General features: G+C 46.8%; 22 protein-coding genes. 6 read left to right on the top strand and 16 right to left on the bottom strand.

From position 1 onward, the window contains the following. Positions 1-21 precede the first annotated feature (21 nt). From DN062_RS13320 to fabB, 3 genes are all read left to right on the top strand, one after another. Entirely contained in the window at positions 22-990 is a 969-nt protein-coding gene (locus DN062_RS13320; RefSeq protein ID WP_112159802.1) for a polyprenyl synthetase family protein, read from the top strand. Positions 991-1,152: 162 nt separating this feature from the next. After that, positions 1,153-1,668, top strand: a complete 516-nt coding sequence (fabA, locus tag DN062_RS13315; RefSeq protein WP_112159801.1) for a bifunctional 3-hydroxydecanoyl-ACP dehydratase/trans-2-decenoyl-ACP isomerase — start codon at positions 1,153-1,155, stop codon at positions 1,666-1,668. A gap of 94 nt (positions 1,669-1,762) precedes the next feature. Then, positions 1,763-2,980: a beta-ketoacyl-ACP synthase I gene (fabB, locus tag DN062_RS13310; RefSeq protein WP_112159800.1), complete on the top strand. Its 1,218-nt coding sequence runs from the start codon at positions 1,763-1,765 to the stop codon at positions 2,978-2,980. 61 nt (positions 2,981-3,041) lie between these two features. Here fabB and DN062_RS13305 read toward each other — a convergent pair whose 3' ends face one another. The 9 genes from DN062_RS13305 to pomA all read right to left on the bottom strand — a co-directional run bounded on the left by DN062_RS13305 (position 3,042) and on the right by pomA (position 13,301). Next, positions 3,042-3,755 carry a lysophospholipid acyltransferase family protein gene (locus DN062_RS13305; protein ID WP_112159799.1) on the bottom strand — a complete coding sequence of 238 codons (714 nt, stop codon included), beginning with the start codon at positions 3,753-3,755 and terminating at the stop codon, positions 3,042-3,044. Beyond that, complete coding sequence (locus DN062_RS13300; protein WP_112159798.1) at positions 3,748-4,893, bottom strand: 1-acyl-sn-glycerol-3-phosphate acyltransferase; 1,146 nt, start codon at positions 4,891-4,893, stop codon at positions 3,748-3,750. The genes DN062_RS13305 and DN062_RS13300 overlap by 8 nt, the downstream gene beginning before the upstream one ends. An 84-nt stretch (positions 4,894-4,977) precedes the next feature. After that, positions 4,978-7,488: an EAL domain-containing response regulator gene (locus DN062_RS13295; protein WP_112159797.1), complete on the bottom strand. Its 2,511-nt coding sequence runs from the start codon at positions 7,486-7,488 to the stop codon at positions 4,978-4,980. Positions 7,489-7,490: 2 nt separating this feature from the next. Further along, a complete protein-coding gene (locus DN062_RS13290) occupies positions 7,491-7,925 on the bottom strand; it encodes a response regulator (protein WP_112159796.1) in 435 nt (144 codons plus the stop codon). Next, positions 7,922-9,796 carry an ATP-binding protein gene (locus DN062_RS13285; protein WP_112159795.1) on the bottom strand — a complete coding sequence of 625 codons (1,875 nt, stop codon included), beginning with the start codon at positions 9,794-9,796 and terminating at the stop codon, positions 7,922-7,924. Before DN062_RS13285 ends, DN062_RS13290 begins: the two co-directional genes overlap by 4 nt. Before the next feature lie 11 nt (positions 9,797-9,807). Beyond that, positions 9,808-10,200, bottom strand: coding sequence for an acyl-CoA thioesterase (locus DN062_RS13280; RefSeq protein WP_112159794.1), 393 nt, complete (start codon positions 10,198-10,200; stop codon positions 9,808-9,810). 15 nt (positions 10,201-10,215) lie between these two features. Continuing rightward, on the bottom strand, positions 10,216-11,529 hold the full coding sequence (locus DN062_RS13275) for an ABC1 kinase family protein (protein ID WP_112159793.1): 1,314 nt from the start codon (positions 11,527-11,529) through the stop codon (positions 10,216-10,218). A gap of 66 nt (positions 11,530-11,595) precedes the next feature. Next, a complete protein-coding gene (locus DN062_RS13270) occupies positions 11,596-12,525 on the bottom strand; it encodes a flagellar motor protein MotB (protein WP_112159792.1) in 930 nt (309 codons plus the stop codon). Between the two features lie 5 nt (positions 12,526-12,530). Continuing rightward, entirely contained in the window at positions 12,531-13,301 is a 771-nt protein-coding gene (gene pomA, locus DN062_RS13265; RefSeq protein WP_112159791.1) for a flagellar motor protein PomA, read from the bottom strand. A gap of 172 nt (positions 13,302-13,473) precedes the next feature. On the opposite strand from pomA, the gene DN062_RS13260 reads away from it, so the two are divergent. The 3 genes from DN062_RS13260 to DN062_RS13250 are packed head-to-tail and all read left to right on the top strand — an operon-like array spanning position 13,474 to position 16,381. Next, positions 13,474-13,713, top strand: a complete 240-nt coding sequence (locus tag DN062_RS13260) for an exodeoxyribonuclease VII small subunit (protein ID WP_112159790.1) — start codon at positions 13,474-13,476, stop codon at positions 13,711-13,713. Between the two features lie 2 nt (positions 13,714-13,715). Next, a complete protein-coding gene (locus tag DN062_RS13255; protein WP_162301302.1) occupies positions 13,716-14,603 on the top strand; it encodes a polyprenyl synthetase family protein in 888 nt (295 codons plus the stop codon). Beyond that, a complete protein-coding gene (locus DN062_RS13250; RefSeq protein WP_112159789.1) occupies positions 14,603-16,381 on the top strand; it encodes a 1-deoxy-D-xylulose-5-phosphate synthase in 1,779 nt (592 codons plus the stop codon). The genes DN062_RS13255 and DN062_RS13250 overlap by 1 nt, the downstream gene beginning before the upstream one ends. 70 nt (positions 16,382-16,451) lie before the next feature. On the opposite strand, the gene ribA is transcribed toward DN062_RS13250, so the two are convergent. The 7 genes from ribA to DN062_RS13215 are packed head-to-tail and all read right to left on the bottom strand — an operon-like array spanning position 16,452 to position 21,314. Then, entirely contained in the window at positions 16,452-17,069 is a 618-nt protein-coding gene (gene ribA / locus DN062_RS13245) for a GTP cyclohydrolase II (protein WP_112159788.1), read from the bottom strand. A gap of 12 nt (positions 17,070-17,081) precedes the next feature. Continuing rightward, positions 17,082-17,558 carry a phosphatidylglycerophosphatase A family protein gene (locus DN062_RS13240; RefSeq protein ID WP_112159787.1) on the bottom strand — a complete coding sequence of 159 codons (477 nt, stop codon included), beginning with the start codon at positions 17,556-17,558 and terminating at the stop codon, positions 17,082-17,084. Continuing rightward, positions 17,551-18,522: a thiamine-phosphate kinase gene (gene thiL, locus DN062_RS13235; protein ID WP_112159786.1), complete on the bottom strand. Its 972-nt coding sequence runs from the start codon at positions 18,520-18,522 to the stop codon at positions 17,551-17,553. Before thiL ends, DN062_RS13240 begins: the two co-directional genes overlap by 8 nt. Beyond that, positions 18,522-19,007, bottom strand: coding sequence for a transcription antitermination factor NusB (gene nusB, locus DN062_RS13230; RefSeq protein WP_112159785.1), 486 nt, complete (start codon positions 19,005-19,007; stop codon positions 18,522-18,524). Before nusB ends, thiL begins: the two co-directional genes overlap by 1 nt. Positions 19,008-19,012: 5 nt before the next feature. Further along, positions 19,013-19,486 carry a 6,7-dimethyl-8-ribityllumazine synthase gene (gene ribH, locus DN062_RS13225; RefSeq protein ID WP_112159784.1) on the bottom strand — a complete coding sequence of 158 codons (474 nt, stop codon included), beginning with the start codon at positions 19,484-19,486 and terminating at the stop codon, positions 19,013-19,015. 17 nt (positions 19,487-19,503) lie between these two features. Then, positions 19,504-20,628 (bottom strand): bifunctional 3,4-dihydroxy-2-butanone-4-phosphate synthase/GTP cyclohydrolase II, encoded by a 1,125-nt coding sequence (ribBA, locus tag DN062_RS13220; protein ID WP_112159783.1) that lies wholly within the window; start codon positions 20,626-20,628, stop codon positions 19,504-19,506. Positions 20,629-20,645: 17 nt separating this feature from the next. Continuing rightward, positions 20,646-21,314: a riboflavin synthase gene (locus tag DN062_RS13215; protein WP_112159782.1), complete on the bottom strand. Its 669-nt coding sequence runs from the start codon at positions 21,312-21,314 to the stop codon at positions 20,646-20,648. Between the last annotated feature and the right edge of the window lies 1 nt (position 21,315).

Genomic DNA, 21,315 nt, shown 5'->3' with positions numbered 1-21,315 from the left:
GAGCCGGCCTGACTTCAAAACATGCAGCCACACCAGTTAAACCCTATTATCGAACCCCAGTTTGATGCCGTTACGGACTTTATACTCAATCACTTAGGTTCTAACGTTCCTCTTGTCGAAAAGATGGGGCATTACATTGTCGAAAGCGGCGGTAAACGTCTACGCCCGCTTTTGGTTCTGCTCAGCGCCAATGCATGCCAGTATTCAGGCTCAAACCACATTCAACTGGCGGCTGTCATTGAGTTCATCCACACGGCTACACTCTTGCACGACGACGTCGTTGACAACTCTGAGCTACGCCGTGGAAATGCAACCGCCAACGCGAAATGGGGCAACGCACCTAGTGTTCTTGTCGGCGACTTCCTTTACTCACGCGCTTTTCAAATCATGGTCGAAATAGGCCGCATGGAAATCATGCAGGTTATCTCACACGCAACGACCATCATTGCAGAAGGCGAAGTACTGCAACTGCTCAACCAGCGCAACCCTGACATCACCGAAGATGCCTATATGCAGGTTATCCTTGGCAAAACAGCTATGCTGTTTGAAGCCGCTACCGAGTGCGGCGCTATTTTAGCCGAGGCCTCAGGCGAATCCCAAGAAGCCATGCGCTTATATGGCCGTCATTTAGGCATTGCTTTTCAAGTGATTGACGACGTCATGGATTATCAATCCAGCAGCGAAGAAATGGGGAAAAACGTCGGCGATGACTTAGCAGAGGGAAAAGCAACCCTACCCCTAATCTATGCTATGCGTACTGGCACACAAGACGAAAAAGATCTTCTACGCCAAGCAATACGAAAAGGTGGCATTGAAAACCTACAATCAGTGCTGGATATCGTTGCCAGAACTCAAGCCATAGAGTATGCACTTGAGCAAGCACGTCATCAGTCTGATCTAGCCATTGCCGCTCTCGATGCAATTCCAGATTCTTCATTTAAAGACACACTGATCACACTCGCCAAAATGGCCAGCCAACGAAAACATTAAACTGAATCACAAGACTAAACCACACGACATTCACCCAAAAAGATGCAGGTTTTAATGGGTTGCGCATTAAATAATCAACTCGGACTAATGTCAGAAAGGCCATGAAAAGATATAATAGCGCTTATTAATTTTTGCAATCGGCCCTTGGATAGATAAAAACCAATGACTAGACCCTCCTCTTTTGAACGTGAAGACCTATTAAAATGCGGCTATGGCGAAATGTTTGGCCCTGGCAACGCAAGGCTCCCTGTCGGAAACATGCTAATGATGGACCGCATCATTAAAATCACTGAAGACGGCGGTGAGTTTGGTAAGGGCGAGATCATCGCAGAATTGGATATTACTCCTGATCTTTGGTTTTTTGACTGTCATTTCCCAACAGACCCCGTTATGCCAGGCTGCTTAGGCCTTGATGCCATGTGGCAAATTGTTGGATTCTTTTTAGGCTGGAAAGGCAATAAAGGGCGTGGGCGTGCACTGGGTGCTGGTGAAGTTAAATTCACTGGACAAGTATTACCAACCGCAAAAAAAGTGACCTATCACATCCAGCTTAAACGCGTCATTGAACGTAAACTCGTTATGGGTATTGCGGATGCAACCATGTCTGTTGATGGTCGCGAAATTTACACCGCTAAAGATTTACGTGTAGGGTTATTCACCTCCACTGAAAATTTCTAAAAATAATAAAGCGTGTACCCACTATTTGTGGCTACACTAGATACTATCAGAAAGATAAACTTACGTTTTCGTACAAAGCAGAGAGAGTCTACACATGCGACGCGTTGTGGTTACCGGTATGGGAATCGTGTCTTGCCTTGGCAACGATACTGACACAGTTCTGGATTCACTGAAAGAAGGCCGCTCAGGCATACGCTTTCAGCCAGAATATCAAGCTCTTGGATTTCGTAGTCAAGTTGCAGGCAGCATTGATATCGATCTCGATAGCCTGATTGATCGCAAACTGCGCCGCTTTATGGGCAATGCGTCGGCTTATGCCTACCTTGCCATGCAACAAGCGATTACTGATTCAGGTCTGACTGAAGACCAAGTTTCCAATGTTCGTACAGGCCTTATCGCGGGTTCAGGTGGAGCATCCTCAGCCGACATCGTCGAAACAGCAGACATCCTTCGTGACAAAGGCGTTAGACGTGTCGGACCTTATCGTGTAACACGCACGATGGGCTCCACTGTATCGGCTTGCCTAGCCACTCCTTTCAAAATCAAAGGCGTCAATTACTCCATCACTTCAGCCTGTGCAACAAGTGCACACTGCATTGGCAATGCAATGGAACTGATACAGCTTGGCAAGCAAGACGTCATTTTCGCAGGCGGCGGTGAAGAACTGCATTGGTCCCTCAGCGTTATGTTTGACGCAATGGGCGCCTTATCTAGCAAATACAACGACACACCCGAAAAAGCCTCCAGAGCCTATGATGCAAATCGCGATGGCTTTGTTATTTCCGGAGGTGGCGGCATGCTGGTTCTTGAAGAACTTGAACATGCAAAAGCACGTGGCGCAAAAATCTACGCAGAATTAGTCGGTTATGGCGCAACATCCGATGGCTATGACATGGTCGCCCCTTCAGGTGAAGGCGCTGTGCGCTGCATGCAGCAAGCCATGGCGAGCGTAGACGGCCCAATCGATTACATTAACTCGCATGGCACCTCAACACCTGCGGGCGACATTCAAGAATTGAAAGCGATGAAAACCGTCTTTGGCGATCAGATGCCACCGGTAAGCTCCACCAAATCATTGGCAGGCCATTCATTAGGTGCAACTGGCGTTCAAGAGGCGATTTACTGCCTACTCATGCAGCAAAATAAATTCATCTGCGCCTCTGCCAACATTGAAACCCTAGACCCTGAAGCAGATGGCTTACCGGTTGTTACTCAACGTATCGACGACGCCGAGCTTGAACGGGTAATGTCCAACAGCTTTGGCTTTGGCGGCACCAACTCTACTCTTATTTTCCAACGATATGCTGGCTGATTCTTAGCCCATAAAAAATGCCGGTCTTTACCGGCATTTTTTATGGGCGCTCAGGCCTGAATTAAGCCCCTAACAACTTCATACGCTCAAGCATCCACTGAGTCACTTCCGCATGCACCTCTTCAATACTGCGCCCCTCAGTCACCACCGCAGGGCCAATATGAACATCAATAACACCCGGATACTTAACAAAGGACTTACCTGGCCACAAACGCCCAGCATTATGCACAATCGGCACAATCGGCACGCCAGCTTTCACCGCCAACATAGCACCGCCCTTATTAAACTTCCCTTCTTCTCCCACTTTAACTCGCGTTCCCTGAGGAAACATCACAATGGGGATGCCTTCATTTAGACGAGCCGCCCCCTGCTCCAAGAGTTGCTTCAGCGCCCCTCTGCGTTGTGAGCGGTCTAATGCAATCGGTTTCAGAAGACCCAATGCCCAACCAAAAAATGGAATTTTCAAAAGCTCTTTTTTAAGAACCACGACCTGCGGCCGAACAAGGATTTGAAAGTATAAGGTTTCCCATTCACTTTGATGGTTACCCAGAACCACAAAAGCGCCTGTATTTGGTAAATGCTCTCGCCCTTGAACACGGGTATCCACTCCACACACCCATTTTAACCACGAAATGTAGAAATAGTTAATTCCGGTAAAAAAAGCAAAGCGTTGTCGGAAGGGTAGGAAAGGCCCGATTAACAAACACGGAATAGAATAGAGTATCGTAATGGGGTAAAAACCAAGGGCAAACAAAAACGCTCGTAATTTAAGCATGAGAGTCAGCCTCTTTTTGCGTTAAGGCTTCAGCTTCACGTCGATTATAAACAGGATTTGCATACATATTTCGTAGAAAATCTTCGGCACGACCACTGACCTGGGCCAATCGCGAGGCAAACGCTTGTTCTGTTTTTGCATCGATGGATTCGCCTGCCGCCACTAAATTGGATGGATGCAAGTAATAGTCCGAGCGTATTTGACGATCAATTTCCTGCGCCAACTGCTCTGGCGTTTCATAGTTACCACGAATAGGCTGGCCAAATGATACATGCACATGACCTTTAGCCCCTGTAATGCCTTTCACGATACTGTCGATATCTTCATATTGACTTTTTTCGTACTTACCCGTCTCTTCTATTGCCGCTAACTCTCGCGCCTTCATCGCATCACAAGGGTCATACTCATAGGAGATAGAGACTGGCACAATATTGAGTCGTTCCGTCATCTCGGAGAAACTACGCTGCTTACGATGCGACATATAAAACATTTTCAATAAAGTGGGGTCTGTCCTGTCATTTCCATCTTTTGATCGCCCCTCACGCTGAGCAATCCAAACCGAATGACCCGTCATAATGCTGTGGTCGATGTATTCTGACAGCTGTGTCATAGAGGCCATCATTTCTCGCGGTGCTTTTAGCGAACGACGAACAATGAAGCTCTTATTCAAGCGCATCAAGTCTGACACATAGGATTTTTTTAAAAGATTATCGCCTATCGCAATTCGAACTGTATTCATACCATACTGGTACAAAGCCCAATTCACAAAAGCCGGATCCATCGCAATATCACGATGATTAGAGACAAAAAGGTAAGCTTCTTGAGGGTCTAATTGATCGATACCACTGCAACTCAGCCTCGACGTCGTTCGGGATATCATTTTCGTCATATAGCCCGCAATCAGTTTTTGAAAGCTAGAAACGGTCTCGATTTCACCCACTTTAGCCGCTAACGCAATGCGCACAGCGGGCCGTAAAATGCGCAAAGCCCATTTAGGCAGACGTGGAAACTGATAATGAGTGATAACATCTACAAACTCGTTATCACGCAGCATACGCCCAAGCACATCTGCGACTTCGTTGTCTCGATAGGGACGTATTGACTGAAAAGGGTCAACAACTTGACTAGGTTCACTCATGTTTTTAAAAACAGCCTCAGGGTACAAATGGGCTGTATTTTAGCTGTTTTCAAACGAAAATGCAGCGTAGTCCGATCAATAGCCTTACGAATGATGGTATTTTGATGAATGGGCCTCGTACCAATGGACAAAGGCAACGTCATCCAGCGCTCGACTGAAGTAAAAACCTTGGAAGAACTCACACTCAAGCTGCTTCAAGAGTTCTTGTTGAGCTAAGGTTTCAACGCCCTCGGCCACCACTTTCATGCCTAGATTATGGGCCATATTAATGATGGTGGTCACAATCGCCATATCCTTTGTTTGTTCTTCTAAACTCTGGACAAAACTCTTATCGATTTTTAATCGATCAACAGGGAAGTTTTTTAAATGCGCTAAGGATGAGTACCCTGTGCCAAAGTCATCAATTGACAAGGACACACCTTGCTCTTTCAGTTTATTCATAATCGACAGCGATTTATTGCCATAATCCATTATTATGCTTTCGGTCAGCTCCAAATCAAGGAAGGATGGTGGCAGTCCTGAGCACTGTAACGCATCGAAAACCTCTTGCTCAACACTGCCTAAATTGAACTGAACACCTGACAGATTAACCGCCATAAAGTCCAATCGAATGCCCATATCCAGCCAGCGCCGCATTTGTAAACACGCCTGACGTAACACCCAGCGCCCTAACGGGATGATCAAACCACTGTCCTCTGCCACAGGTATAAACTTATCGGGCCCAAGTAGATTTTCTTTATTTTGGTGCCAACGCACCAACGCCTCCGCACCCACTACGCGCTGACTCTGCGCATCGATCACAGGCTGATAATGCAAAACAAATTCATTTTCTTTTAGTGCTTTGCGAATGCTATTCTCTAAATCTAAGCGACATCGTGCCTGAATTGTGAGCTCTTCTGTAAAAAAGCGGTAGGTATTGCGACCTAGGCTTTTTGCCTGATTCATGGCGGTATCCGCATATTGAATCAGCTCGGTGGCAGTTGTTGCATCTTGGGGATACAAACTTATGCCGATACTGGCCGCACAGACAACTTCTAAACCGGAGGACAAGGTGATGGGTTTTTGCATTAGCTCAAGCAAGGATTCTGCTTTCTGCGCTGCACGCTCAGGATGAGCGATCCCTTCTAATACGACAATAAACTCGTCACCTCCCATTCTTGCAAGCGTATCCTCTTTACCCAAGTGGTGACTCAAGCGCTGCGCCAACGTCTTTAAACATCCATCACCTTCTTGGTGTCCATAGCTGTCATTTATATTTTTAAATCGATCTAAATCTAGATACAAAACAGCTACTTGCCGATCCTGCCCCTCGGCTTGATCTATCGCATGATCAATGCGAGACAAAAGCAGTAAGCGATTCGGCAACTGCGTTAAAGGATCATAGTGCGTTAAGGTCTGAAGGCGCTGCTCAGACTCTTTTTGATAACTCAGGTCGTTGAATATACCTACATAGTGAGTCGCTTGCCCCTGTTCATTAACCACTGTATTCAACGATAGAAACTGTGGAAACACCTCCCCCGTTTTACGACGATTCCAAATTTCACCTCGCCAACTTCCCGTCTCCGACAAGCTTTTCCAAAGGGTTTGGTAAAACGTACGGTGATGCCTGCCTGATTTTATAAACCCTGGATTTTTACCTAAGACCTCAGATTCTGCATAACCTGTAATATCCGTATAGGCTTTATTGACTGTAAGAATCCTGGGCTTAAGGTCTGCAATAAGCACGCCTTCACTTGTTGAATCGAACACAGCCTGAACTTGTCGCAGCGCTGCATTCAGCTTTAACAACTCTCGATGCTCCTTTCGCAACTCAGCTGTTCGGCTTACTTTTTCGAGAAATGCGGCTAACTCATACAAATAGCCATCATGTTTTGATATGAAATCATCGACTCCCAAGTGCAGTGCTTGCGCAATAACATCTTCACTCCCCTGCCCTGTAATCAGGACCAGTGGTAAGGTCAGTTGTCGAGTATGGCGAAGCTCTCTAACCAACTCCAACCCATCCTTACCCGGCAAACGATAGTCAATCAGCACTAAATCAAACTCAGCAGGCTCACCGGATTGAAGCGGTAAGTGACTCAACACATCTGATGCAGACTGCACCAATGTCAGCTCTATATAGGGGGCATGCGTCGCCAAAAAACGCACGGCCAGATCGGCATCGTATGGATTATGCTCGACATACAAAACGCGGATGTGGCGACTTAAATATTTCGGAACCGAACGAAAACGTGCGAGTGCAGAGAACAAACTTGCCGCCAATCCAGACAAATAGTCATTGCGTTTGACGACATACTCATCAGCTCCTTGCTTGAGCGCTGCTAAGCTGGAAGCCTCATCACCCTGTCCCGTCAGAATCACCACCGAGATGGGCACATCATGCTGCCTAACCCAAGAAAGTGCTTCGAGCCCTGAACCATCGGGTAGTTTTAAATCGGTCAGAAGTAAATGATAATCGTGTGATCGACTCAGTTTTGCGATGCCATCTGAAAGACAAGATACAATATCAAGGTCAATCATTGCATGATGTTGCTGAAAATAACGTCGCGTCAGATCAGCATCAACCGCATTATCCTCGATATACAGTACTCGCATATTTATCGAGTCTCTGGGTGGTTAAGGGCACACCAGTAAAGCTCTATCTGCTCTGCAACATCAATAAACTTAGCAAAGTCGACTGGCTTCACGATATATGAATTTACACCCAGTGAGTAAGCCGTCTTCATATCCACCCCTTCAGATGAAGAGGTCAAAATGACAACTGGAATGGTTTTATAGACAGGATGTTGTTTGAGTTCTTTAAGCACTTCTAAGCCATTAACCTTGGGAAGCTTTAAATCCAACAAAATGACCAAAGGGGTACGCTCACCCGCATCCCAACGTGCTATGTAGGCTAATGCTTCTTCGCCGTCACGCGCAACTTCTATTGGATTCAAAAAATGCTTGCGCTTAAAAGCGCGTAAGGTCAAATCCAAATCAACGGGATTGTCCTCAACCAATAATATAGGCTGCTGAAGATACGCCTGCGTCATAGATCAAACTCCAAGATGAATAGAGCACCCTTTCCTGGCTCACTTTCAGCTCTGACCTCGCCGCCCATGCGCTGCATGGCTTTTTTGACCAAAGCTAACCCAACCCCTGTACCTGGAAAATCCTCACGTCGGTGAAGACGTTGAAATATCTGAAAAATACGATCATGATATTTCATATCAAACCCAACCCCATTATCCTCAATTTCAAGCACAAATCGAGTATCTGTCACTCGTCCGCGAATTTCAACTCTAGGAAGTTGCTGATTGATCGAAAACTTCAGGGCATTGGTCAAGACATTACGCATTACCAAAGCAAAACCATCCGGGTCTAACTCAAGTTGACAGGGTGGTATGCCTATTGTGATTTTGGCTTTTGGATGCGGATCTGCTTTTAGGGAATACTCAACCAACTCTTTAACAAACAGGCTCACGTCAAAGGACTGTGTTTGCAAAGCTTTACGCTCAATACGCGAGTAAGACAGTAAATCTTCAATTAATTGATGCATCTGGCCCACACCATCCCTGATATTTCGCAGAAACGTTATACCTTCCTCATCCAGTTGGTTTCGGTAAGCTTCCATCAATAACTGACTGTACCCATCAATACCTCTCAGTGGCGCTTTAAGATCATGCGACACACTGTATGTAAATGCCTCTAACTCTTGATTAGCGGCCTCAAGCGCGTTAGTTCGCTCTTCAACACGCTGCTCCAATACATCATTTAACTCACGTATTCGCAACTCTGAACGTTTCAGTTCGGTCACATCGACAACAACGCCATAGATAATGGCGACATCTCCCAACTGATCGCGCACCAACCAGGTTCGATCATCTACCCATAGTTCATCCTGATTAGCACAAACAATGCGATACTCTTGGCGATAATCATCAGGGCCATTGACTAAGTAATGAGTCACCTCTTCCAAAATTCGAGCTTGATCGTCTGGATGAATCAAATCAAAAAATTGTATTTCGCCATGCATAAAGTCTGCAACTGAGTACCCCCAGCTCTTGACACTTTCGCTCACAAAATTGACAGGCCAGCCCGGTAAGTTTTTCCACTCAAACACAACAATCGGTGAACGATTAATCAGGCCAACTAAGTGCTTTTCACGATCCAATGCTAAGGACAAATGATCGGCCATTCCATTAATCGCTTGGGCAATTTCTGACATTTCATTTCGGCCTGAAATGCTACAACGAGCTGAAAGGTTGCCATTTCCTATTTGGGTCAAGGTATCCAGTACAGCTTGACTACGTCGAAACCACATAACATACATACCAACTGCCAGCAGCATAGCAGCTAATAAAAAAGTGATACCGTCTTTAAAGGTCATCCGCAGTACTCGTGTGCGGTAATAGGCCATCTGTGGTGATAAATCACGAACCACAATCAAGTGGCCATAGTCCAAAGAAATATAACCTATTAGTTTGAGTGTTTCGGGGACTCGCTTCACTTCAATATCTGAAGAGAGCTTTAATAACAGGCTGTTTGCTATTTCAAACAACAAAGTGTCATCACCGATAAGCGTTGGACCCAATGGCGTACCTGATTCAAGATCCGACAAACTCATAATAAGATTTAGATCTTGATCTAACACGAAACTATGAGTGGTCAGCGCGCGCGTCGATAAAATAGAGAATTGTAAGCGCTGTTCATCAAGTCGTCCCGCCTTATACAAATCATTAAGCGGCTGTTTTTGCAACCTCAGATAATCCCTAAGATTATCCTGTTCGGATGCTATAACTAAACGCTCCAAACCGTTCATTTTTTGTTCATGGTTATAAAAGACAGCTAAGATGGCCACAACGGCTAAAAGGACGGGCGCCAATATGCGCCCTGGGATTTCGTGCAAAATGGGGATTTTCATTAATCTCCTTTCTATCCCTTAAAGTGTGCTTCTAGCCCCGCGCGTTGCTCTGGTGTCAGCGGCATAGACTTGCCCTCAGAAAAGTTATATCGAACTAGGGCAGCCTCTCCCTTAGACCCAAGCTTTCCATCTTGCCACGCTTCTTGATACACGCTAAATGACGAGTTACCGATCCGACTAATATAGGTTTTAATCTCTACAGGGCTATTCAAAAATAGCTCGCCAACAAAATCGACCTCGATGCGCGCCAAAATTAACTCCCAAGTCTTTGGGTTTAAATCCGGGGTAAACAACTTAAAAACGTCATTGCGAGCCACTTCAAACCATTGTGGAACACGTGTGTTGTTAATATGACCTAAGGCATCTGTATCGTAAAACGCTGGCGTAATCGTGAAACTAAACATGTTTGTATCCTATTGTTAGTCATGGGTCAGCCACGGCCGTAATAAACCTTGGCAGTTGACCTTCACTTTAAGCCGAGCAAACAATAGATACAACCCTGCTAATTTACGATGTAAAAATAAAGCATCTACTGGAGGAGAATGCCAGTAGCCTTGCCCAAAACTCAGTGCCATCCCTTGATCACGCAACCTACGTGCTAAATCCGTACTGGAGAAATCATATTCGTCAACCTTCAGCGGCTCCAACGCTAAATCAAACAAACGCATCACTGACTCCACCTGCAAGTCACTAACCGACTCACTGAAATACCCTATCTGCCGAGCGGCCTCCTCCATCAAGAATGAATCCCCCCTCACTCCTGCTTTAAACAGGGTTTGATACGCATCACTGATGGCTTTAGAGTAGACGCGTGTCGCGCCAAAGTCCAATAGCACCAGTTGTGACGTTGAAGCATCATAGAGGTAGTTCGCAAAATTGGGATCTGTTTGAACTCGCCGAAATTCAAACAACTCTTGAAAGAACAAGGACAATAAGGTTTCCGCAACCTGCTGCCTTATGGCTAAAGATAGATTCGCGACATTCTCTAAAGCAACGCCTTGCTCATAACTCATGCCTAAAACATGCTCTGTACTGAGTTCAGGCATATACTGGGGCACGCGTATCCGTTTATTATCCGATAGCGCCTCTCGGTAATAGCGTAAATGCGAGGCCTCTTGCTGGTAGTCAGCTTCAGCATGAAGCTGAACTTTGGCCTCAGCAATCAACTCCGTCAAATCCAATCCCGCGGGTAGCAATCGAGATAGCTTAAGCAAAGACACAACATTATCTACGTCGGAATCGATACTCTTCGCAACGCCTGGGTATTGAATTTTTAGAGCGATGACTCGGCCATCATGCTGGACGGCACGATGCACTTGACCAATTGAGGCTGCCGCGATAGGGGTGAAGTTAAACTGTTGGAAAGAAGACTGCCAGTCATTGCCAAAACTTTGCTCAAGGACATCGGCCAACTGCAGCATTGGCATTGGCGTAGCCGAAGAGCGCAATTGCGATAAAAGTTCGGTCAGTTCTGCAGGCAAAAGATCACCCGCATCCATCGACAAAAGCTGCCCAACCTTCATTGCGGCACCGCGTAAGTGAGCCAGTTTGTCGGCAACTCTTTTCACGTTTGCAGGCGTCAACAATAAGTCTTTTGGACTAGGTCGATGACCATGACTGTATTGTCGAACACCTTCTGCAACGACACCGCCCGCAACTCGCGTCACGAGACTGCCTAAATGCGCGATTCTGGATAAACGCCCTGACGGCACCGCTTTGGATTTTGCTTGCATACGTGCTTTCTCCTTTTTATTCAGTACGAGAAAGCACGAGGACTGGCTCACTAATTGTGCAGCAACCTAAAAAATCTCGTTTGGCATCAGCCGCTCAGGCTCACTGATACTGGGTGGGCTGGTACGAATTGGCATTTGCTCTAACAACTCACTTTTCTCAATAATGATCTCTACACGGCGATTACGCGCTCGATTCGCTTCAGTATCATTGGGAACCAAAGGTCGGCTGAAGGCATACCCCGAGACTGTAAATCTCGATTCATTTGTGCGAGGATCCGAAAACAATTCATGCGCGACGGCCAAGGCTCTAGCAGCTGACAAATCCCAGTTTGATTCAAACTGCCGACCCACATAGGGCGTACTGTCCGTATGCCCTTGCACTGAGACACGCCCTGGCACTGTAATCAAGACATCACGAATTTTTTCTAACACCGGAATATAGTCGTCTTGTATCCGCGCAGACCCCTGAAAAAAAGAGCCCCGCTCTCTTACCCGAATGATAATGCGCGTACCATCGGTTTCGACCTCAATCGAGCCCTCACCGATTTCGGCAGACAAGGCCATAGCAAACTTCATCGCGTCTTCTTGAGCTTGCTCTTCTTGCTGTTGGCGCTTTTCTTCTTCCGCTTCAGCTTGGCGTTCTTCTAGGACAGACTCACCGACTTGTGATCGTACGTCTAGCGTATGCAGTTCAACATTGGTGGTCATTTGTCTGACTTCATTTAAGGGAGTTGGCTCAGGGCGTCCTGGGCTAAACTCTCTGGCAATGATTGAAGTCCCTTTCGGAATATCTTCCACCTTAATCTGTGCCTGAACACCAAACGCCTCTCGCATAGAGCCTGCCAGTTGTTTAAATCTCAGAACGTCCATTTCTGAAAACGACAGCAGCAATACGAAAAAACACATCAGCAACGACATTAAGTCACCGAAGGTTGCCAACCATGCTGGCAACCCCGGTTTACAAGGGGGACAGTTGCATTCTTCTTCTGCACTCATCCCAACTAGCCCTCGTTCCCTGCCGCTTTACTAAAGCGTTTTTTCTCAGGCAAGTAGTTGCGTAACATTTGATCTATGACACGCGGGTTTTGACCCGCTTGAATTGCCAATAACCCGTCAATAATCAGTGCGTTGTTTAACGCTTCTTCATTGCGACGTAAATTCAGTTTATCTGCAATCGGTATAGCAAACATATTGGCTAACATCGCACCGTATAAAGTCGTTAATAGAGCAATCGCCATGGCTGGGCCGATTGCTTTTGGGTCGCTCATGTTGGATAACATCTGCACTAAACCAACTAGGGTTCCAATCATCCCCATCGCAGGGCCAACATCCCCCATTGCAGAAAAAATCTTTGATCCGAAATCATGACGCTCATAGGTTAAGCGAGCTTCTTTATTCAACAGAGATCTAACAACATCGGGATCATGACCATCGACTAGCAACTGGATCCCACGCTGCATAAAATCACTGGAAACTTTTTTATCCTCCAGCGACAACAACCCGCCTTTTCTAGCAGCATCGGCCATTTCAACCGTTTCAGCTATAATGCTTTCTGGACTTACCGATTTGAACATGAAGGCTTTAGCCGCCACTTTTCCTGCAGCCAGAAATTGCCCTAAGGTGAACTTCATCAATACAACGAAAAGAGTTCCACCAAATACAATTAGTATGGAAGGTGGGTTAACGAAAATCCCTATATCGCCCCCCATTACCATCGCTGAGATAATAATTGCGAAGCTGCCTATCAACCCTACCAGCGTAGCTATATCCACTTAATACCCCTCAACAAGCGAAACTTCCCAAAACCCTATTCGAATTCGGTCTATAATAGCAGATTTATACCCTTGTTCATCGATTAATGAAACACCAAAATAGATGATTTCATTGACCGCACGTTTAAGGTTTCGTAATTTGCTAGACTGAAGTCAAAGAGGATTCTGATAGATGACGACCGAAAGCAACCCAATCAGTTTTGAACAGTCGATTACCCGCCTTGAGGCTCTAGTCGAAAAAATGGAGCAAGGTGATCTTCCGATTGAAGAGGCCTTAAAAACCTTTGAAGAAGGCATTTCATTAACGCGTGAGTGTCAAATGCAGCTCGAAAAAGCAGAACAACGTGTAAATGTGTTGATCGAAGAAAATGGTGAAGCTGTGGCCTATCCATTCAAAGATGAGGCACAGTAATCGTGGATCTATCGGCGCAGCTAAAGCATTATACCGCCTTAACAGAAGAACAACTTACTCTTCAGATTCCGGCGCAAACAGAACTCTACCCGTACTTACAAAATGCCATGCGTTACTCTCTGCTACAGGGCGGAAAACGCATACGTCCAGCATTGGTATTCCTTGCCAATGCATTTTGTGGCGCAAATGACGAGAAAGCACTAGCACCGGCTGCCGCCATTGAAATGATTCATACCTACTCGCTAATCCATGACGACTTACCGCCCATGGACAATGATGAACTTCGTCGAGGCAAACCCACCTGTCATATCGAGTTTGGTGAAGCCAATGCCATTTTAGCCGGAGATGCGTTACTGACACTGGCCTTTGAAGTGTTAAGTCGGCCGTCACCCCTTTATACGCCTGACGCTCAACTCAGAATGATTCAAACGCTTGCAGTTGCTGCAGGCCACAGAGGTATGGTAGCAGGGCAGGCATTTGATTTAGCTCACGAGGATCAACCGCTTACTCTGGATCAACTCGAAGCCATGCATCGTCATAAAACGGGGGCGCTGATTTCTGCAAGCCTGACGCTAGGTGCACAAGCGGCCAATTGCCAAAACCAACAGCTACTTCAGGATTTATCCAGGTTTGGTCGAATCATCGGACTCGCCTTTCAAGTGAAAGACGATCTGTTGGATATCGAAGGCGATACACTGACACTTGGCAAACCCTCCGGTTCAGACCTAGCGCGCAATAAACCAACCTATCCAGCGTTGCTTGGCATTCAAGGTGCCAAGGACAAACTTTTAACCCTGCAAGAGCAAGCACACAAATGCCTGCACGACTATGGTGCCAACTCGTCTGCATTATTGGCACTCGCTGACTATATTGTTGAGCGTAATCATTAATGTTAGACACCTTTCCGCTAAATCGCCCCAATACTCCGCTGCTCGACCAAATCGATACGCCTGACAAACTGCGTAATCTGTCAGTCGATAGCCTCACACAACTTGCCCATGAAGTGCGTCTATGGTTGCTCTACTCAACCGCACAAACCGGGGGGCATTTTGGTGCAGGCTTAGGCGTGGTTGAATTGACCCTAGCGCTCCACCATTGCTTAAACACGCCTGACGATTTTCTTGTCTGGGATGTGGGGCATCAGTGCTATCCGCATAAAATCTTAACAGGGCGGAAAGAAGCCATGCTCAGCATGCGTCAAGCACAGGGTCTGGCTCCTTTTCCCAAGCCAGATGAAAGCCCCTACGATGCGTTTGGCACAGGTCATTCCAGCACTTCAATTAGCGCAGCACTTGGCGCCGCATTGGCATTCCGATTGAAAGGGCTTTCTCATAAATCCGTTGCCGTAATTGGGGACGGTGCAATGACAGCAGGGATGGCGTTTGAAGCATTAAACCATGCTGCACATACCCAAGCTGACCTTCTAGTCATTCTCAATGACAATGACATGTCGATTTCACGCAATGAAGGCGGGCTCGCAACCTATCTGGCAAATAACTTAAAGAACAAAACCGATGGTAAAACAACCGCCGCGCTGTTTGAAGCCTTAGCCTTTGAATATACAGGCCCCATTGATGGACACAACCTGTCGGATCTAATCGTCAATTTAGATCGCGTATTAGTGGCTAAAGGACCGCAGTTCTTACACGTTATCACCCGCAAAGGCAAAGGCTATGCGCCAGCTGAAGCCGACCCCGTCGGCTTTCATGCGATTAGTAAAATTGACCCCTTAACACCACCAAACAAACCCACACCTTCACCCAAGTTTTGCAATATCTTTGGACGCTGGATATGTCAAAAAGCAGCGACGGATTCACGCATCGTCGCCATTACCCCCGCCATGCGCGAAGGATCTGATCTAGTGCGCTTTTCTGAGATGTTTCCTGATCGTTATTTTGACGTTGCGATTGCTGAACAGCATGCCGTTACGTTCGCGGCAGGATTGGCGATTAAAGGTATGAAACCCGTCGTTGCCATTTACTCTACATTTTTACAACGCGCGTATGATCAAGTGATTCACGATGTTGCCATCCAAAAACTCGATGTTCTGTTTGCTGTTGACCGCGCAGGCTTAGTCGGCGAAGACGGCGCAACACATGCCGGTAATTATGACCTAGCATTTCTTCGCACGCTTCCCAACATGACCTTACTAACACCTGCAAATGAAGCGGAGTTAGTGCAAGCCTTGGAGTTTGGCTATCAGCAATCAGGGCCTGTCGCCGTGCGTTACCCCCGTGGTACAGCAGAGACTTGGGGCTTAGCAGTCGAAACACCCGCCTACCCAGAGCCCTATATTGCTTACCAAGGATCGAAAAAGATCGCCCTATTAAATTTTGGTCCCCTATTAGCAAGGGCTCAAGCTGTTGCCGAAGCCTTAGACATCAGTGTCGTCGATATGCGCTGCGTTAAGCCTTTACATTCAGAAATACTCACTGACCTTTGCCGTCAATATGCAACGCTCGTCACCTTAGAGGATCATAGTCTATCTGGGGGTGCCGGGTCGGCAATCAGCGAATTTTTACACGCAAATCGTATGGGCAATAAGCTCGTATGTCTTGGTATACCGGATGAGTGGATAGAACATGCCACGCGCGAAGAACAACTGGATATGTGTGGTTTATCGATTGAACACATTAGTGAGCGCATACTCGCTTTAAGAAATGAGTAAACACCTTATTGCGAAGCATCTATTCAGGATTTAAGTTCAGCTCTGAATAGATGCTTTAAAATCAGCTACCTTAAGAGGCATCATCGGTCTTAAAATGCTCTTCCTGCATCATATGGCCAAGCTTACCCATTTTGGTTTGTAAATAGTGCTCATTATGACGATTTTTACCGACTTGTAGCGGAACCCTTTCAGCCACTGGCACACCAGCCATTTCCAACGCTTTGACTTTACGAGGGTTATTGGTCATTAATCGCACAGACTCAACCCCTAAATGACGCATCATCGGTAAACAGATTGAATAGTCACGCATATCCGCTGCAAATCCAAGCTGTTCGTTCGCTTCGACCGTATCGGCACCACCATCTTGCAAGTGGTAGGCTTTGATTTTATTTAACAGGCCAATCCCTCGTCCCTCTTGTCTTAAATAAAACAACACGCCTCGGCCTTCCTCTGAAATACGACGCAAGGCTTCTTGCAACTGAAAACCACAATCACAACGTAAACTGAACAGTGCATCACCGGTCAAACATTCAGAATGCATCCGCGCAAGGACAGGCTCGGGCCCCGTTACGTCGCCGCACACCAATGCCACATGCTCTTTACCGGTTGCAGTATCATCAAAACCTACCATGGTGAACACACCCCAAGGGGTAGGCAATTTAGACTGAGCAACAAATTCTATTGACAAGGGGATATCCTGTTAAGAAAAAACAACCAGCAACAGCTGAATAACAATTAAGGCATAGACACCTGCGATCACATCATCAAGCATGATGCCCATACCACCCGCAACTCGTTTATCCACCCAAGCAATCGGCCAGGGTTTCCAAATATCAAACAACCGGAACAATAAAAAGCCGACCAGCACCCAGATCCACTCAGCAGGTACAGCAAATAGAGCTATCCAAAGCCCAACAAACTCATCCCAAACAATACCGCCATGATCGTGAACACCAATATCATCCGAGGTCACATGACAGAGCCAAACCCCAATAATGAATGCCACTAACAATACCAGTAAATAAGCGTCTGTGGATAAGTGACTCAGTCCCCACCATAAAGGGACTGCAGCCAAGGTGCCAAAGGTACCTGGAGCGACGGGAGCAGCGCCACTGCCAAAACCAAACGCCAAAAAATGCACAGGATTGGACCAAACTGATGCAGGGGTCTTAGCCATTTGAACTCCTAAAATGATCGTAACCATCTTGCGTGTAGTGAACTTTATGCCCAGATTCCCAAATATCGAGAGCATCTGTATTCGTAATCTCACCAACACAGGTTAAGGGAATCGACAAGGCTTGTGCTTTACGCTGGCAATGCTCCCAATGCTCTGATGGCAAGGTCAAACACAGCTCAAAATCCTCTCCACCCGTTAATGCCCATTGCCGTGCCAACGCTGTATTGCCTGCAAACGCGAGTAACTCATGAGATAAAAGTACAGCATCTGCATCCACCTTGGCGCCAACGTGGCTGGCCTTAAGGATGTGTTTCAGGTCTGCCAAAAAACCATCGGAGATATCTATAGCACTGTGGATAAAGGGTGCCAGCGCTCGAGCCAGCTTAATTCTAGGTGTCGGTGCATAAAATCTTTGCCGCAAATGTGCGATAGTTGGGGTTTCGGGCTCCTCCTTTAATAAAGACTCTAAGCCTCCCTTACTTTCACCCAAATATCCCGTTACCGCAATAATGTCGCCAACTTGTGCGCCCGAACGCTTCAATGCCAGACTAGGCTCAACAAAACCATGGACTTGAACGCTCAGCGTTAAAGGCCCTCGCGTAGTGTCTCCTCCGACCAGATGTATCCCTAAGCCTTGCGCAGTCTCGGCCAAACACGAGGCAAAAGGCTCCAACCAGTCTTGATCAAAACTCGGCATTGAAAGTGCAAGGGTAAACCAAGCTGGCGTTGCGGCCATGGCAGCCAAATCACTCACTGCCGCACCCAGCAATCGAGAGGCGACTTTATCCCCAGGCGTCCCGGGCAAGAAATGCACGCCCTCTACCAGAGTGTCAATAGACACTGCCAGTAGCTGCCCTGTAGGGGGACATAAGAGCGCACAGTCATCACCTATACCTAAATAGACACTCGGGTCATTCAATGATTCCCGTGCAAAATAACGACGAATCAGTTCAAACTCACCCATCAGGAATGACGTCTAGCCACGATTTCAGCCGAACGTGCCTTTTGTGCCAATTTATCTAGGACACCGTTCACATAGCGATGACTATCGGTTGCACCGAATATTTTTGCCAGTTCTACACTTTCGTTGATCGCTACTCGGTAGGGTACATCTAAACGATGCATTAACTCATAGGTACCAATTCTCAATACCGCTAACTCAACGGGATCCAGATCCTCTACTGAGCGATCAATAAACAATGAGAAGGCATCATCCAAGGCCCTTGCCTCACTAGAGACACCCTGCAACAACTGGCTGAACAGTTTCACATCTGTGTCTGCCATGTCATTGTTAACACGAAACTGAGCTTCAATTTCATTGATCGGCATCCCAGCCATCTGCCACTGATACAGCGCTTGCAACGCATAACTACGGGCATTACGACGCATGTCCGTCATAGACGTCTTGGCTTTCTTTACGGGCTTATCCTGATCGGCTGAATCACTCATACTGTTCACGCCTCTAATTGACGCATCAAACTGACCATTTCGAGTGCTGACATCGCCGCTTCAGCCCCTTTATTGCCGGCCTTGGTGCCAGAACGTTCAATTGCTTGCTCAATGGAGTTGACCGTTAAAATTCCGTTGGCGACCGGAATATCGAAATCCATCATCACTTGAGCAACACCCTTGGAGCTTTCTGCCGATACGTATTCGAAATGCGGAGTCCCACCACGAATGACAGCACCTAGGGCAATGATTGCATCGTCTTTCTTTTGTGATGCGACTTTTTTAACGGCAAGTGGAATTTCAAATGCGCCAGGCACTCGGATGATACGAATGTTCTCGTCCTTAACTCCATGACGTTTAAGCGTGTCGAGAGCCCCTTGCAACAAGCTCTCAACAACAAACGCATTAAAACGCCCAACTACGATGGCATACTGGCCATCCGCACTTACAAAATCACCTTCGTATACTTTCACAGACATAGCTTCTCTTTCCGTCATTAATTCTGGTATGGGATGTATTCTTCAATCTCAAGGTCAAAGCCCGAAATTGCATTAAACTTCATGGGCGAACTCAGTAAACGTATTTTACTCACACCCAAGTCTTTTAAAATTTGTGACCCTGTGCCCACGGTGAGATATGCACCCGATGCACTGACATTCACTTTCGAGGCAACGCGTTGATGCTGCTTATTGACCAGTTGATCAACGGCCACACCCAAGTCGATTCGGTGTCCGGTGTCCAACAGCAAAACCACACCCTTACCTTCTTCAGAGACGCGCCTTAGCGCTCTGCGCATCGTCCACTTTGTCTCATCACCTGGCTGCACACCTACGACATCGCGAAGCACTTCCGAGCGAATGTGCACACGAACCAACGTTGGCTCTTGGGCGGAAATCTCACCTTGATACAGCGCTAAGTGTGTGCAGTTTTTAATTTCATCTTTATAGGTAACAAACTTAAAATCACCATACTCTGTCGGCAACACACCTTCACTCTCACGCGCAATCGTGTGCTCGTTGAGGGTACGGTAGTGAATCAGATCCGCGATGGTTCCAATCTTAAGCCCATGCTTGGCTGCGAATTTTTCCAAATCAGGACGACGCGCCATACTGCCGTCATCATTCATGACTTCAACAATCACTGACGCAGGTGTCAGACCTGCCAAGCGCGCCAAATCGCATCCCGCTTCGGTATGTCCTGCACGGCTTAAAACACCACCGGGCTGCGCCATTAACGGAAAAATATGTCCCGGCTGCACGATATCATCTGGCTTGGCATCTTTTTTAACCGCCGCATGCACCGTATGAGCACGATCCGCTGCAGAGATTCCAGTTGTAACGCCAGATGCTGCTTCAATCGACATTGTAAAGTTTGTCGAGAACTGCGCACCGTTGCTCTGCACCATTAACGGCAACTGCAACTGTTCGCAACGCTCACGCGTGAGCGTTAGACAAATCAGACCTCTTGCATGCGTTGCCATGAAGTTAATGTCTTCCGGCCGTACTTTTTCCGCCGCTATGACAAGATCGCCCTCATTTTCGCGGTCTTCATCGTCCATCAGAATAACCATTTTACCCTGACGTATATCTTCAATAATCTCTTCGGGGCTGTTCAGCTCCATGATTGACTCCACAACGCTCAGCGGCGTGATAAATAACCTTGTTCAGCCAGTTTTTCCATGGTCAGACCTGTGTCTGATGGCTCATGATCCTGATGACTTGCAGAGAGAAGACGCTCTAGATATCGAGCAATCAAATCCACTTCAAGATGTACTTTTCGACCTGCCGTGTAACCATCAATAATGGTTTCTTTGGCAGTATGAGGCACTATATTGAGCCCAAAACAGTCATTATCAACCGTATTGACGGTTAAACTCACGCCATCCACGGTAATGGATCCTTTAGCAGCAATATAACGTTGCAGTGATGCAGGTGCACGCAACGTAAAGCGTATCGAGCGAGCATCATCATGACGCTCAACCACTTCACCGACACCATCCACATGACCACTAACAAGATGACCACCGAGGCGACTCGTTGGCATTAATGCTTTTTCAAGATTCACCTTTTCACCCACTTTAAGCAGGTCAAAACGTGTATGAGCCAGCGTTTCACGTGAGACATCGGCAACAAAACCATCACCTGGTAACTGCACGGCCGTTAAGCAAACACCATTAACCGCAATACTGTCGCCTAATTTAACATCTACTAGGTCTAACTGCCCTGTGCGAAGGTACAATTGCATGTCACCCTCTCGCATTTGGATATCCGCAACCTGACCTACCGCTTCTATTATACCTGTAAACATT

The sequence above is a fragment of the Nitrincola tibetensis genome (assembly GCF_003284585.1).
Lineage (GTDB): Bacteria > Pseudomonadota > Gammaproteobacteria > Pseudomonadales > Balneatricaceae > Nitrincola > Nitrincola tibetensis.
Note: the sequence above shows the minus strand (reverse complement) of the source record. Positions and strands in the feature narration are given on the sequence as shown.

Coding starts and splice junctions, on each gene's coding strand:
- DN062_RS13320 (WP_112159802.1), top strand. CDS start 22: ATGCAGCCACACCAGTTAAACCCTATTATCGAACCCCAGTTTGATGCC.
- fabA (WP_112159801.1), top strand. CDS start 1,153: ATGACTAGACCCTCCTCTTTTGAACGTGAAGACCTATTAAAATGCGGC.
- fabB (WP_112159800.1), top strand. CDS start 1,763: ATGCGACGCGTTGTGGTTACCGGTATGGGAATCGTGTCTTGCCTTGGC.
- DN062_RS13305 (WP_112159799.1), bottom strand. CDS start 3,755: ATGCTTAAATTACGAGCGTTTTTGTTTGCCCTTGGTTTTTACCCCATT.
- DN062_RS13300 (WP_112159798.1), bottom strand. CDS start 4,893: ATGAGTGAACCTAGTCAAGTTGTTGACCCTTTTCAGTCAATACGTCCC.
- DN062_RS13295 (WP_112159797.1), bottom strand. CDS start 7,488: ATGCGAGTACTGTATATCGAGGATAATGCGGTTGATGCTGATCTGACG.
- DN062_RS13290 (WP_112159796.1), bottom strand. CDS start 7,925: ATGACGCAGGCGTATCTTCAGCAGCCTATATTATTGGTTGAGGACAAT.
- DN062_RS13285 (WP_112159795.1), bottom strand. CDS start 9,796: ATGAAAATCCCCATTTTGCACGAAATCCCAGGGCGCATATTGGCGCCC.
- DN062_RS13280 (WP_112159794.1), bottom strand. CDS start 10,200: ATGTTTAGTTTCACGATTACGCCAGCGTTTTACGATACAGATGCCTTA.
- DN062_RS13275 (WP_112159793.1), bottom strand. CDS start 11,529: ATGCAAGCAAAATCCAAAGCGGTGCCGTCAGGGCGTTTATCCAGAATC.
- DN062_RS13270 (WP_112159792.1), bottom strand. CDS start 12,525: ATGAGTGCAGAAGAAGAATGCAACTGTCCCCCTTGTAAACCGGGGTTG.
- DN062_RS13260 (WP_112159790.1), top strand. CDS start 13,474: ATGACGACCGAAAGCAACCCAATCAGTTTTGAACAGTCGATTACCCGC.
- DN062_RS13250 (WP_112159789.1), top strand. CDS start 14,603: ATGTTAGACACCTTTCCGCTAAATCGCCCCAATACTCCGCTGCTCGAC.
- DN062_RS13240 (WP_112159787.1), bottom strand. CDS start 17,558: ATGGCTAAGACCCCTGCATCAGTTTGGTCCAATCCTGTGCATTTTTTG.
- thiL (WP_112159786.1), bottom strand. CDS start 18,522: ATGGGTGAGTTTGAACTGATTCGTCGTTATTTTGCACGGGAATCATTG.
- nusB (WP_112159785.1), bottom strand. CDS start 19,007: ATGAGTGATTCAGCCGATCAGGATAAGCCCGTAAAGAAAGCCAAGACG.
- ribH (WP_112159784.1), bottom strand. CDS start 19,486: ATGTCTGTGAAAGTATACGAAGGTGATTTTGTAAGTGCGGATGGCCAG.
- ribBA (WP_112159783.1), bottom strand. CDS start 20,628: ATGGAGCTGAACAGCCCCGAAGAGATTATTGAAGATATACGTCAGGGT.
- DN062_RS13215 (WP_112159782.1), bottom strand. CDS start 21,314: ATGTTTACAGGTATAATAGAAGCGGTAGGTCAGGTTGCGGATATCCAA.